Source organism: Bradyrhizobium sp. 147, from assembly GCF_023073935.1.
Classification (GTDB): Bacteria; Pseudomonadota; Alphaproteobacteria; order Rhizobiales; family Xanthobacteraceae; genus Bradyrhizobium.
Genome location: NZ_JADPKL010000099.1, coordinates 26,207 through 39,144, shown reverse-complemented (window position 1 = coordinate 39,144; position 12,938 = coordinate 26,207). Strand labels below are relative to the sequence as shown.

Here is a 12,938-nt window from a genome sequence, read left to right as displayed (position 1 = left end):
CGCCTCCGAAGGAGGCGCGGGTTGCTATCTTCGAATGAGGAGCACCCGATGTGTGACTACAGCCTGCATGCCGTTGCATCTCGCCCCGCCGAAGTCGGCGAGACGATCGTGTCGACAACGTTCCGCGGCACCTCAACGCGCGGCTTTGCTTCCGCGGCCGATCCGACCGTGGCCGTCTGCCTGCTGCCGGGAACGGAGCTCGCCTTCGCCGACAACGTCCGTTACGATAATCGCTGGATCTGGACGCGCACCATCAACTCCCGCGTCGGCAAGTTCGGCAAGATCGATCCGCACATACCCGACCGCCATCATGACGCGATCGAATTCCCCGACGGCAAATACGTGCTGGTGACGCAGCTCGTCGAAGGCCAGCGCGCAACCGTGCTGCAATTGCCGGTGACGCAGCCGGTCAGCGAGCGCGAGCACAAGCCGCAGATCGTCGCCGATAGCCGGTCGACGATCACGCGCTTGCCGATTGGCTGAGCCGCCCCGCCCGCGGGGTCGGGCCAGGATTGAAATTGCCATCGCCGGCCGAGGCCGGCGAGATGGTAAGATTTAATGCTGCGGAACGTCCGGTCGGACCCGGACCTACTCTTCGCGTTTGTTTTTAATCGTCCGGCGCCTAATCGTCGACCTGCAGGTCGGTCTCCGCCGGCGTTGCATCCGGTTGCGGGCCGCGGCCGTCCTCGGCACAAGGCTGCCGTCGAAATCACCCTCGCCGGCGCCGGCCGGCAGCCAGGGACGGCTTGTGCCTCTTGCTCTCACCGCCTGAATCGCAAAGCCGTCACCACGCTGCGTCAATGCCAGCGCGCCTTGGCTGGCGAGACGTTGCCGGTCGACCACCATCGCCGCGCAATCGGGCGGCGCGGGGCGCGTCGTGACCACCAGCGCGGCACGACTGCAATCCTCAGCCAGCGCATCGATGCGCAGGGAAAGCGCGACCAGCCGACCGTCGGCAAGCGGCGTCACACAGCCGGACTCATCGCACGACACGCCGTCAGCCAGCGAGCTACTCCCGGCATCGCGCGGATCGGCGTCGGCAGCTAACCACTGTTTGAGCAGAAAGCCATCCTTGCTCGCCCGGATCACATGCAACTGCCCGTCCCTGCCCCGCACCGCGACGCTGGCGCCGTCCCCGGCAATCAGGATATCGGGCTGCCGCACCGACAGCCCCCACGCGATGGAAGCCAGCAGCACCAAGGCACCGGACCAGCGCAAGGGCGTGCGCAACAGACCCATCACGATGATCCCGAGGCTTGCCGCGATCAACGGCGCGGTGCCGAACGCAGGGATCCGGCCGACTGCACCGGGCAGCGCCGCAACCCAGCGCGACACCGCGACCATCCAGTCGATGCCGATCCCCATCAGCCACCAGAACACACCGTCAAGCCCAAAGGGAGCCGCGAGCAGGCCGAACAGGCCCGCCGGCATCACCAGTGCCGAGACCACCGGCATCGCGCCGAGATTGGCGAGCACGCCGAACGGCGTGACGCGATGGAAGTGGAAGGCGGCATAGGGCGTGGTCGCAAGTCCTGCGATCAGCGAGGCCAGGAATAGCATCGCGATCTCGCGGCCGCCCCAAAGCGCGATGCGCGCCGTCGCGGAATGATCGGGCGAGGCAAACAGGTTCGGCATGCCGATCTGCACCAGCGCCACGAGCCCGAGCGTTGCGGCGAACGACATTTGAAAGCTCGGATGCACCAGCGCTTCCGGCGCGACCGCGAGCACGATCAGTGCCGCCACCGCCAACGTGCGGAAGGTGATGGCGCGGCGATCGACCATGACCGCGATCAGCACCACTGCCGTCATGAAGAACGAGCGTTGCGTGGCGACCTCCGCGCCTGACAGCAGCAGGTAGAACGCAGCCGTCACCAGCGCGGCGGCCGCTGACCATTTCTTGATAGCGAAGCCCGCCGCCAGCCCCGGGATCAAGGCCAGCAGGGCGCGCACCGCGAAGAACACGACACCGGCGACGACCGCCATGTGATAGCCGGAGATCGACAGCACATGGCCCAAGCCCCGAGATGAACATGGCGTCGTTGACGGGCGTGGTGATGGCATCGCGCCGCCCGGTGAGCAGCGCGGTCGCGATCGCACGGTTGTCGCCCTCGAGCGTCGCACGGATGCGTGCATCGATCGCATCACGCAAGCCCTGCATGAAGGCTGCGTAGCGCAGCCGCAAGCCGCCGGTCTCCGGCGGGGCTGCCACCGTAATCGCGCCCATTGCAAAACCAGAGGCGCCGATGCCTTGAAAGAACATGTCGCGGGAGAAATCGTAGCTGCCCGGGCGCACGGGAGAGATCGGCGGCATCAAGCGCGCCTTCAGCTGCACGAAACTGCCGACCTGCGGTGCCATCCCCTTGCGCACCGAGAGGCGGACGCGCTCGAGCCTGACGTCGCTGCGCTGCGCCTCCGTGGCGGTGACGCGCAGCACGAAGCGATCCGTGCGCTCGCGGATGTCGCGGGTCTCGACGTAGCCCGACAGCAATACCGAATAGAGTGGCTTGGCCAGCACCGTATGGGCAATGCGCGCCGTCTTCCAGGTCGCCATGGCAAAGCCAGCCGCGACCGCCGCGATCATGATCGCGGGCGCGAACAGCCGACTCCGCCGCAACAGGACGGCGCCGAGCATGAGCGCGATGGCGGTCGCGGCAACGACCCACAGCACCGGCTCCTGATCGGCAGCGAAATAGAGCGCGATGCCGCCTGAAGGCGACCGGCACCCACGGCAGCAGCCGGCCGGCGCCGGCCTCGGCACGCACCCATTCGCGCGCCGTCTCGACGATCGCGGGCCAGACGCCAAAGCCCGCCGGCGCAAAGCCGCCAGCGGGCGCGGCGCGGCCAACCGGCCACGTTCCGGCAACTCCCTGGGAGCGCACTGGCCGGCCAAGCTCCGCCATTTCCTGCACCTTACGATACGCCATAGGTGCAGAGGCTACCGGAACGTGCGGCTGTGCGAATAGCGGTACGGATCAGGAACGAACTTGGACGCCCCTACTTTTCCTCTTCCATGGTCACGGCGACCGAGGCCTTGGCCGAGAGGCGGACCTTGTTGCCTTCGACGTCGGCAACGAGACCCTTATCGATGAAATGATGGTGGCCCTTGTGGCGGCCCTCGCCGCTGTCCTTCTTGGTCAGCTTGATGCGGTTGCCCTCAACGCGATCGACGGTGCCGATATGGACGCCATCGGCGCCGATGATTTCCATATGTTCTGCGATGTTCTGCATGGATGGACCCTCGTTTGGATTCACCCCAACGTCAGAGGCGCGCGTTCGTTTCCCACGCGAAAATGACGATGCCGTGTGCCGCCCGCTCGTCAGATCAGCGGTTCCTTTGACGAGGCATGGTGGTTGACGATCTTCCACGCGCCGTCCTCGCGGATGAGGACCCAGCTCATCTTGACGACGAGATCAGGACGCTCGCCGGCGAGATCGAACGAGACGGTTGCCGCCATGTTGATCAGGTCAGGACCTGCCTGCGCGGCATGCACCTCGGAAAACATCGCACTCGGCTTGCGCCATCGCGGCAGGCCGTTGAAATAGTCCGCAACGCCGTCCCTGCCCCGGTAGAGTTTCGGGTTGGAGCCGAAGAAGAACGCGTTGCTCGCATAGAGCGAGGACAGCGCGGCTGCATCAAGCGTCGCGAAGCCGGCGCACCATTTCGCGATGATGGCGGAAACGATGGCGTCGGTTTCGTTGCTCATGGGTGCCTCAACCTTTCGCGACTTCCTTTGCAAACGTGTCGCGCAGACCGATGGTGCGCGAAAACACCGGCTTGCCCGGCGTCGAGTCCTTGTCGCGCACGAAATAGCCCTGGCGCTCGAACTGCATCGGCTCGGTCGAATTGCTCTCCGCGACCGATGCCTCGATCCGCGCATCGGACAGGATCTCCAGCGACTGAGGGTTGAGATCGGCCGCGAAATTCGAGGCGTCCGGGCTCGGATTGGAGAACAGCTGGTGATAGATGCGGATTTCAGCAGGCTTCGACGTCGCTGCCGGCAGCCAGTGCATCGTCGCCTTGACCTTGCGCCCATCGGGCGCGTTGCCGCCCTTGGTCGCGGGATCGTAGGTGCAGCGCAGCTCCACCACCTCGCCTGCGTCGTTCTTGATCACGCCGGTGCACTTGACGAAATAGGCATAGCGCAGGCGCACCTCGTTGCCTGGCGACAAGCGGAAGAATTTCTTCGGCGGGTTCTCCATGAAGTCGTCGCGCTCGATATAGAGCTCGCGGCCGAAGCTGATCTTGCGCGTGCCGGCGCTGAGGTCATCCGGGTGGTTGATCGCCTCGAGCTCCTCGACCTGCCCTTCCGGATAGTTCTCGATCACCACTTTCAGCGGCTTCAGCACCGCCATGCGGCGCTGCGCTGTGCGGTTCAGCTCCTCGCGGATGCAGAACTCGAGCATGCCGACATCGACCACGCTGTTGGACTTGGCAACGCCGATGCGCCTGACGAATTCGCGCAGCGCGGCCGGCGGCACGCCGCGGCGGCGCATCCCCGCGATGGTCGGCATGCGCGGATCGTCCCAGCCCGCGACATGGCCGTCGCGAACGAGCTGGGTCAGCACGCGCTTCGACAGCAGCGTGTAAGTCAGGTTCAGCCGCGCGAACTCGTACTGGTGCGGCTTCGAGGGCACCGGCAGCTTGTCGATGAACCAGTCATAGAGGGGGCGGTGGTCCTCGAACTCCAGCGTGCAGATCGAGTGCGTGATGCCCTCGATCGCATCCGACTGGCCGTGGGCATAATCGTAGCTCGGATAGATGCACCACGCGTCACCGGTGCGCGGATGATGCGCGTGCAGGATGCGGTACAGAACGGGATCGCGCAGATTGATGTTGCCCGCGGCCATGTCGATCTTAGCCCGCAGCACGCGTGCGCCGTTCGGGAATTCGCCGGCCTTCATGCGGCGGAACAGGTCGAGGTTCTCCGCAACACTGCGGTCGCGGAACGGCGAGTTCTTGCCGGGCTCGGTCAGCGTGCCGCGCGAGAGGCGGATCTCCTCCTGGGTCTGGTCGTCGACATAGGCGAGGCCGTCGCGGATCAGCTGCTCCGCCCATTCATAGAGGCGATCGAAATAGTCGGAGGCGAAGAACAGGTTCTTGCCCCAGTCGAAGCCGAGCCAGCGCACGTCGGCCTGGATCGCATCGATATATTCCTGTTCTTCCTTGACCGGATTGGTGTCGTCGAAGCGCAGATGGCAGCGGCCCGGAAACTCCTGCGCGATGCCGAAATTGAGCGCAATCGACTTGGCGTGGCCGATATGCAAATAGCCGTTCGGCTCCGGCGGGAACCGGGTCACGATCTCCTTGTACTTGCCCTGATCGAGATCGGCCTGGATGATGTCACGAATGAAATCGCGCCCAACCTCAGTCGCCACCGGTTCTGTCATTACGAAAATCCTGTAGGGAAATCAGCGGTTCTTCTGCCAAATTCGTGTGGCCGCGCCAAGGCCCACGAGGTCGGCCGACGGGCTTTAGTTATGTCCCGTTCCTGCTATACACCACCGCTTCCCATGCATAGGCCCTGCCAAGAATGACCGATTCCGTCGTCACGCGCTTCGCTCCCTCGCCGACCGGCTTCCTCCATATCGGAGGCGCCCGCACGGCGCTGTTCAACTGGCTCTATGCGAAGAAGCACGGCGGCAAGATGCTGCTGCGGATCGAGGACACCGACCGCGAGCGCTCCACCGAGGCCGCCATCGCTGCCATACTCGATGGACTCAAATGGCTTGAGCTCGGCTGGGACGGCGAGGTCATCTACCAGTTCGCCCGCGCCGCCCGCCACCGCGAGGTCGCCGAGCAGCTGCTCGCCGACGGCAAAGCCTATCGCTGCTACGCCACGGCCGAAGAGCTCGCCGCCATGCGCGAGAAGGCGCGCACAGAGGGCCGTACTCGCCTCTATGACGGCCTATGGCGCGACCGCGACCCGGCGACCGCCCCGACCGATGTGAAGCCCACCATTCGCCTGCGCGCGCCGCAGACCGGCGAGACCGTGATCGAGGACCAGGTCCAGGGCCGCGTGGTCTGGCAGAACGAGAATCTCGACGACCTCGTACTTCTGCGGGGCGATGGCAATCCGACCTACATGCTCGCCGTGGTCGTGGATGACCATGACATGGGCGTCACCCATGTCATTCGCGGCGACGACCATCTGATCAACGCCGCCCGCCAGAAGCAGATCTACGATGCGATGGGCTGGACGCTGCCGAGCATGTCCCACATCCCCCTGATCCACGGCCCGGACGGCTCGAAGCTGTCGAAGCGCCACGGCGCGCTCGGCGTCGATGCTTATCGCGCCATGGGCTACCTGCCGGCGGCGCTGCGCAACTACCTCGTCCGGCTCGGCTGGAGCCATGGCGACCAGGAGATCTTCTCGACCGAGGAGATGATCGCAGCGTTCGACCTCGCCGGCGTCGGCCGCGCCGCCGCCCGCTTCGATTTCGCCAAGCTAGAAAACCTCAACGGCCACTACATCCGTCATGCCGACGATCAATCACTCGTGAAGATGTTCGAAGATGTGCTCAATCACGTCGTGCCCAGCCGCGACGAGATCAAGGCCAAGTTAAACGACAACACGCGAGCGCAGCTCTTGAAGGCCATGCCGGCCCTGAAGGAGCGCGCCAAGACGCTGATCGAGCTGATCGATGGCGCCTACTTCATCTTTGCCGACCGCCCGCTGCAGCTCGATGCCAAGGCGCAGGCGCTGCTGACAGCCGAGAACCGCAAGCTGATCGGCCAGCTTCATTCCGCGCTGGAGAAAGTCGAGACATGGAGCGGCGCCAGCACGGAAGCTGCGCTGCGCAGTTTTGCCGAGGAAAATAGTCTCAAGCTCGGCGCGGTCGCCCAGCCCTTGCGGGCCGCGCTGACGGGACGGACCACCTCACCTGGTATTTTTGAGGTTTTGGACGTTCTTGGACGCCAGGAGAGCCTGGGCCGGCTTAAAGATCAGTCTACGACGTAAGTCGACCATGCGTGCGGCGATCTTGCAGCGCACACAGCAATAATATACCCATCTCCCCGTACATTCTGGAACATCCGGCCTGCCCCCAACGATCTCCTTTGGGGCTCCGGCTCCGGCCCGTTTCACCACACATCGGGGACCTACGATGGACGCAAAACCAAGCAATAAGACCGCCACGCTGACGGTCGGAAACAAGAATTACGATCTTCCGATCCTCAGCGGCAGCGTCGGACCTGATGTCATCGATATCGGCAAGCTCTACGGCCAGTCCGGCCTGTTCACTTACGACCCGGGCTTCACCTCGACGGCGAGTTGCCAGTCCAAGATCACCTATATCGACGGTGACGCGGGCGTGCTGGAATACCGCGGCTACCCGATCGAGCAGCTTGCCGAGCACGGCGACTTCCTGGAGACCTGCTATCTCCTGCTCTACGGGGACCTGCCCACCGCCGCGCAGAAGAAGGATTTCGACCACCGCGTGACGCATCACACGATGGTGCACGAGCAGATGGCTCGCTTCTTCCAGGGCTTCCGCCGCGACGCCCATCCGATGGCGATCATGGTTGCGGCCGTCGGCGCGCTCGCCGCGTTCTATCACGATAGCACCGACATCAACGATCCGAAGCAGCGCATGATCGCTTCCATGCGCATGATCGCGAAGATCCCGACGCTGGCGGCAATGGCCTACAAGTACACGGTCGGCCAGCCCTTCATCTATCCGAAGAACTCGCTCGGCTTCGCCGAGAACTTCCTGAACATGTGCTTCGCGGTGCCCTGCGAGGACTACAAGGTGAGCCCGGTTCTCGCCGACGCGCTGGAGAAGATCTTCATCCTGCACGCCGACCACGAGCAGAACGCCTCGACTTCCACGGTGCGCATCGCCGGCTCCTCCGGCGCCAACCCGTTCGCCTGCATCGCGGCGGGCATCGCCTGCCTCTGGGGCCCGGCGCATGGCGGCGCCAACGAAGCCGCGCTCAACATGCTCTACGATATCGGCACGGTCGATAAAATCCCCGAGTTCATCGCCAAGGTGAAGGACAAGAACTCTGAAGTCCGCCTGATGGGCTTCGGGCACCGCGTCTACAAGAACTACGATCCGCGCGCCAAGATCATGCAGAAGATGTGTCACGCCGTGCTCAGGGAGACCGGCCATGGCGAGGATCCGATGCTGAAGGTGGCAATGGAGCTCGAGAAGATCGCGCTCAGCGACCAGTACTTCATCGAGCGCAAGCTCTATCCGAACGTCGATTTCTATTCGGGCATCACGCTGAAGGCGATGGGCTTCCCGGTCTCGATGTTCACCGTGCTGTTCGCGGTCGCCCGCACCGTCGGCTGGATCAGCCAGTGGAGCGAGATGATCGAGGACCCGCATCAGAAGATCGGTCGTCCGCGCCAGCTCTACACCGGCGTCGCCAAGCGCGACTACGTGCCGATCGCCACCCGCAAATAAGTTCGGCCATTACGGCTTTCGAAACGGCGCCATCTCACAATGGCGCCGTTTTTGTTGGGCCATCCACGATGACGCGCCAATCGCTGAGCGAACCACCGGCAGCGAGTTTCCCACCGGCACAACTTGCTGCCGCGCACAACAACAAGTCGGCGCATCGGAGCGGTAATCGCTTGACAGCCGAAACGCTCCGCGGGCAAATTCTTACACTAAGTAAGAATGACGACTGGGATGGAAATGCCGGATCAGCCGAGAAGTCGGCGGCAGACGCGCGCTGCCATTTTGACTCATTTGCTGCAGTCGGGCGGCTCGTTTCGGCCGCCGCTGGCGAAGGCGGTGCGCCTGTCCGAGGCGAGCCTGTCGCGCATCCTGCTCGACCTGAAGGCCGAACGCCTGATCGAGGAAGTGCGGCGCCCTGCCCCTTATGTCGGCGGCCCGACGGGCCTCGTGTCCCTCGACGGCTCGGTCGCGCTCGCAGCCGTTGAGCTGACCGCCCAATGGCTCAGCGTCGGCGTCGGCGGTCTCTCCGGCGAACTGCACTACACCGAGCGTCTGCCGTTGCCGAAGGCGCCGACGGTCGAGACGGTCGGCCGCGTCTTCCGCGAAGCGATGACATTGCTGCGCGACTGGACGCGCCGCCGCCACATCACACTCTCACAGATCGGCGTCTCCATTCCGGGCCTTGGCCGCTTGACCATATCCGGCAATCCGATCATCCCCTGCGACGTCGGGCGCATCAGCGGCATGATCGGCGAGATGTTTGCCGGCGTGCCGCTGGAATTCACCAATTCCGTGGTGGCGCACGCCACTTTTCACCGCTGCCGCACGCAGAACTATCCATCCAGCGGCACGCATCTGTTCGTCTTTGTCAGCCATGGCGTTGCCGGCGCCTGGATGGATGACCCGACTGAAGCTGATGCACTCCAGCCGGTCGAACTGGGCCACATGGTATTTGGACCGGAAGGACCGCGCTGCCGCTGCGGCCATCTCGGCTGCGTCGAGGCCTATACTTCGCTCACCGCCATGGCCGAGCTCCTCGATATCTCCGACGCCGAATTGCTCCAGCCCGGCAGCCAATGGGTGCACACGATCCCGCGCTCGGGGCGGGTGCGCCAGGAGCTGCGGCGGCGGCTGTTCCGGCTTGGCCTTGCGATCGGCAACACGCTGAACGTGAAGCCATGCGGTGGCGTCGCCATCAGCGGCTGGCCATCGCTTCTCTCCGACGACGATCGCAATGCCGTGGTCGAGGGGATCGACGCCTGCCTGCTGGGCGGCCGGACATTGGCGCAAGTGTCCATCGCTTTCGTGCCACCCTCGACCGGCAACGATCCGCAGGCTGCCCTCGCCTTCGCCGCCTTTTGCCTGGCCAGCCGCGGCGGCATGCCCGCCGCATCGAGGGAGGCCGCCTGACATGCCCTAAGTCGTTCGGCCTCAACGCGCAAAGCACTTGAAACGGAGGAACTTGCCATGCCGATCACAACAACCAGGCGTCGTCTGCTCGCTGGATCTGCTGCCGCGCTCGCGCTGCCGGCCTTTGCCCGCGCGCAAGGCGCGGTCAAGCCGCGCCTGACCGCGATCTCGCAATGGTCCGCAGGCAGCGATGGGGCGGCTATCACCGCGCTCGGCAAGAAATTCGAGGAGAAAGGCGGGGTTTGGCAGCACTCGCCCGTCCCCGGGTTCACCACGGAGATGATGAACAAGCTACGCGCTCAGATCATGGCCGGCGATCCACCGGCCTGTTCGCAGCTCAAAGGCCCGGAGATTGCGGCCTGGTCGAAGATTGCTCCAACCGTCAATCTCGACGACCTAGTTGCCGCCGCCAGCTACGAAAAGGTTGTCGCTCCTGATCTTGCACGATTGCACAAGCCGGGCGGCAAATGGATTGCACTGCCGCTGCAGATCTACAGCACCAACATGCTGTTTCTCTCCAAGCGCGCGATGGACAAGGCCAAGGCCGGCAAGATCCCCGTCACATGGGCCGACTTCAACGACCTTGCCGAGAAAATGAAAGCGGGCGGCGTCACTTATCCCATCGCCAACGGTGGTACCCGCCCGGACGATGGCCAGAAATTCGAGGCCGCTCTCGCCGGCATCAGTCCCGCCTCCTACCGCGCAGCCATCATGAATCTTGACGAGAAGGCGTTGAACGGGCCCGAGGTAGGCGCTGCCTTCGCACAGGTGCGCAAGATCGCCGACTGGATGGATCCCAATGTCGGTGCTCAACACTTTTCGACCAACCTGAAGCGCTTCGTCGACGGCGAGATGGGCATGATGATCATGGGCGGGTGGGCACAGGGCGTGTTGCGCAACGCCGGTTTCAAGTTCGACGACTTCATCATCGCCCCTGGCCCGAGCGACAATACCAAGCCGGTCTTTCTGTTGAATGCCGATGCGTTCATATTCTGGCAGCGCAAGGAGCCCGACCTCCAGGCCGGCCAGACGCTGATGGCCCAGCTCGTCATGGATCCAGCGATCCAGACGATGTATTCGCAGATTACGGGATCGATACCCGTGCGCACCGATGTCGATCTTTCCGGTGAAGGCTGGTCGGATGGTCAACGGCGGACCGCAGCAGCTCTGAAAGACGCTATCGCCAGCAATCAGGCGGTCCTGAGCCTCGCGCACAATATGGCGCAGGAGAACGGCATGACCGCTGCGATGATCGACGTGATCACCGAATATGTGAAGAACAAGACGATCAAGCCGGAGCAGGCGGTCACCCGCCTCGCCGAGGCCGTCGAGGGCGCGCGTTGATCGATACCGTCTCCATAGCAACGCGGCCCGCCCGGCCGGCGATTGCTGGCGCGGTGCGCCGGCTGCCTGAGTATCTGATGATCTGGGTGCCGCTGCTGCTGTCCGCTGTGCACCTCGTGTCGTTCTCGCTGTGGACGATCTGGATATCGTTCACGCCATCCACTCTGGTCCCGGTCTCGGGCTGGGTGGGTCTGCGCAACTACACGGCGGTCGCGGCATCTCGGAACTGGCAGATCGCCTTCGATAATCTCCTACTGTTCGGCAGCGCTTTCGTGCTGCTGAGCGTGATGACCGGCCTTGTCCTTGCGATCCTGCTCGATCAGCGCATTCGCGGCGAGAACCTGCTGAGATCCATCTTCCTCTACCCCCTTGCGGTGTCGTTCGTGGTCACGGGCACGGTCTGGAGCTGGTTGCTCAGTCCTGGCATCGGGATCCAGAAACTGGTCCACGACCTCGGCTGGACCTCCTTCAAGTTCGATTGGCTGATCGACCGCGACATGGCCATCTGGACCATTGTCATCGCTGCGATCTGGCAATCCTCCGGCTTTGCCATGGCGCTCTTTCTTGCCGGCCTCAGATCTGTCGACGCCGACATCATCAAGGCCGCGCAGATCGACGGCGCCGGGCCGATCCGAATCTACCGGCGCGTCATTTTGCCGACGCTGTGGCCGATCACCATCACCGTGGTCGTGGTGCAGCTGCAGTTTGCGATTTCGGCCTTCGACCTCGTCCGCGCGCTCACCAACGGCGGACCGGGAATCGCGACCCAGCTACCGGCCCTTGTCGTCTACGACCTGATGTTCCAGCGCAGCCTGCTCGGCCGGGGGGCGGCGGCAGCGGTGCTCATGTTGCTCATTCTTCTCGCGGTCCTGCTGCCCTATGCAGCGTGGCGTTATGTCCAGCGGCGGCGTGCTACTCATGCGTGACCGAACCTTCGCACCAAGCCGGATATCGATCTATCTCATCGTTTTTTTGATCGCGGCGGCCTGGCTCACGCCATTGGTCGTTGTCGTGCTGAACTCGCTCCGCACCAATGAGGAAATCGCGCAGGCGTCGATGATCGGCTGGCCGAAACACTGGGCTTGGAGCAATTACGCAACTGCCTGGAGCGGATTCTGCGTGGCCGAGACCTGCGCCGGCATCAGGCCGTACATGCTGAACTCGGCGCTCATCACGATTCCCGCGACGATTTTCTCGACCATGCTCGGTGCGATCGCCGGGTACGCCGTGTCGCTCTGGCGTTTTCGCGGAGATACCTGGATCTACGGCATCGTGACCCTCGGCCTCTTCCTTCCCCAACAGATGCGATTGCTTCCCTGGACAATCGTGCTGCGGGACATCGGTCTCATCAACACGCTGACGGGCCTCGTGCTGATTCACACGATCCAGGGGCTGTCCTTCACCACGTTGTTCTGCCGAAACTACTATGCCGCCGTGCCCCATGAATTGATCAGGGCCGCGCGCATCGACGGGGCCGGGTTCTTTCGTATTTTCTGGCGCATTATTCTGCCGGTCTCGGCTCCCATCCTGATCGTCACCGTGATCTGGCAGTTCACGCACATCTGGAACGAGTTTCTCTATGGCGTGACGTTCACAAGCGGCCAACAGCAGCCCGTCACGGCCGCTCTCATCGCGCTGTCTGCTGCGGTCGCAGATATCCCCCAGCACGGCGTGCAGAGCGCGGCAGTGATCATCGCAGCCCTGCCCACTTTGTTGATCTATCTCCTCGGCGGCAGGTACTTCGTGCGCGGCCTTACCGCCGGCGCAGTGAAATGATG

General features: G+C 63.8%; 10 protein-coding genes and 1 pseudogene. 7 read left to right on the top strand and 4 right to left on the bottom strand.

The window, feature by feature from the left end; all coding sequences use genetic code 11:
- Positions 1–48: 48 nt before the first annotated feature.
- The gene (locus IVA87_RS25990; RefSeq protein WP_247275957.1) at positions 49–483 is read left to right on the top strand and encodes a hypothetical protein; all 435 of its coding nucleotides are present in this window, start codon (positions 49–51) and stop codon (positions 481–483) included.
- A gap of 139 nt (positions 484–622) precedes the next feature.
- On the opposite strand, the pseudogene IVA87_RS25985 reads toward IVA87_RS25990, so the two are convergent.
- From IVA87_RS25985 to IVA87_RS25970, 4 genes and pseudogenes are all read right to left on the bottom strand, one after another.
- A pseudogene (locus tag IVA87_RS25985) lies at positions 623–2,900 on the bottom strand (ComEC/Rec2 family competence protein).
- A 94-nt stretch (positions 2,901–2,994) separates the two neighbouring features.
- Positions 2,995–3,228: a DUF2171 domain-containing protein gene (locus tag IVA87_RS25980; RefSeq protein ID WP_247275955.1), complete on the bottom strand. Its 234-nt coding sequence runs from the start codon at positions 3,226–3,228 to the stop codon at positions 2,995–2,997.
- 89 nt (positions 3,229–3,317) lie between these two features.
- Positions 3,318–3,704, bottom strand: coding sequence for an SgcJ/EcaC family oxidoreductase (locus IVA87_RS25975; protein WP_247335691.1), 387 nt, complete (start codon positions 3,702–3,704; stop codon positions 3,318–3,320).
- A 7-nt stretch (positions 3,705–3,711) separates the two neighbouring features.
- Positions 3,712–5,388, bottom strand: a complete 1,677-nt coding sequence (locus IVA87_RS25970; RefSeq protein WP_247294826.1) for a glutamine--tRNA ligase/YqeY domain fusion protein — start codon at positions 5,386–5,388, stop codon at positions 3,712–3,714.
- Positions 5,389–5,531: 143 nt separating this feature from the next.
- Here IVA87_RS25970 and gltX point away from each other — a divergent pair, with 143 nt between their 5' ends.
- The 6 genes from gltX (at position 5,532) to IVA87_RS25940 (ending at position 12,936) form a co-directional block, all read left to right on the top strand.
- Positions 5,532–6,959: a glutamate--tRNA ligase gene (gltX, locus tag IVA87_RS25965; protein WP_247294823.1), complete on the top strand. Its 1,428-nt coding sequence runs from the start codon at positions 5,532–5,534 to the stop codon at positions 6,957–6,959.
- A 145-nt stretch (positions 6,960–7,104) separates the two neighbouring features.
- Positions 7,105–8,409: a citrate synthase gene (gene gltA / locus IVA87_RS25960; protein WP_247294822.1), complete on the top strand. Its 1,305-nt coding sequence runs from the start codon at positions 7,105–7,107 to the stop codon at positions 8,407–8,409.
- A gap of 228 nt (positions 8,410–8,637) precedes the next feature.
- A complete protein-coding gene (locus tag IVA87_RS25955) occupies positions 8,638–9,816 on the top strand; it encodes an ROK family transcriptional regulator (protein ID WP_247335687.1) in 1,179 nt (392 codons plus the stop codon).
- Between the two features lie 57 nt (positions 9,817–9,873).
- A complete protein-coding gene (locus IVA87_RS25950; RefSeq protein WP_247335685.1) occupies positions 9,874–11,160 on the top strand; it encodes an ABC transporter substrate-binding protein in 1,287 nt (428 codons plus the stop codon).
- Positions 11,157–12,086, top strand: a complete 930-nt coding sequence (locus tag IVA87_RS25945; protein WP_247294814.1) for a sugar ABC transporter permease — start codon at positions 11,157–11,159, stop codon at positions 12,084–12,086. Before IVA87_RS25950 ends, IVA87_RS25945 begins: the two co-directional genes overlap by 4 nt.
- Complete coding sequence (locus IVA87_RS25940) at positions 12,079–12,936, top strand: carbohydrate ABC transporter permease (protein WP_346657751.1); 858 nt, start codon at positions 12,079–12,081, stop codon at positions 12,934–12,936. Before IVA87_RS25945 ends, IVA87_RS25940 begins: the two co-directional genes overlap by 8 nt.
- Positions 12,937–12,938 lie beyond the last annotated feature (2 nt).

What these genes read in the sequence shown, in the direction of transcription:
- IVA87_RS25970 (WP_247294826.1), bottom strand. Translation starts at nt 5,388, where the DNA reads ATGACAGAACCGGTGGCGACTGAGGTTGGGCGCGATTTCATTCGTGAC.
- IVA87_RS25940 (WP_346657751.1), top strand. Translation starts at nt 12,079, where the DNA reads ATGCGTGACCGAACCTTCGCACCAAGCCGGATATCGATCTATCTCATC.
- gltA (WP_247294822.1), top strand. Translation starts at nt 7,105, where the DNA reads ATGGACGCAAAACCAAGCAATAAGACCGCCACGCTGACGGTCGGAAAC.
- IVA87_RS25950 (WP_247335685.1), top strand. Translation starts at nt 9,874, where the DNA reads ATGCCGATCACAACAACCAGGCGTCGTCTGCTCGCTGGATCTGCTGCC.
- IVA87_RS25955 (WP_247335687.1), top strand. Translation starts at nt 8,638, where the DNA reads ATGGAAATGCCGGATCAGCCGAGAAGTCGGCGGCAGACGCGCGCTGCC.
- IVA87_RS25975 (WP_247335691.1), bottom strand. Translation starts at nt 3,704, where the DNA reads ATGAGCAACGAAACCGACGCCATCGTTTCCGCCATCATCGCGAAATGG.
- IVA87_RS25990 (WP_247275957.1), top strand. Translation starts at nt 49, where the DNA reads ATGTGTGACTACAGCCTGCATGCCGTTGCATCTCGCCCCGCCGAAGTC.
- gltX (WP_247294823.1), top strand. Translation starts at nt 5,532, where the DNA reads ATGACCGATTCCGTCGTCACGCGCTTCGCTCCCTCGCCGACCGGCTTC.
- IVA87_RS25980 (WP_247275955.1), bottom strand. Translation starts at nt 3,228, where the DNA reads ATGCAGAACATCGCAGAACATATGGAAATCATCGGCGCCGATGGCGTC.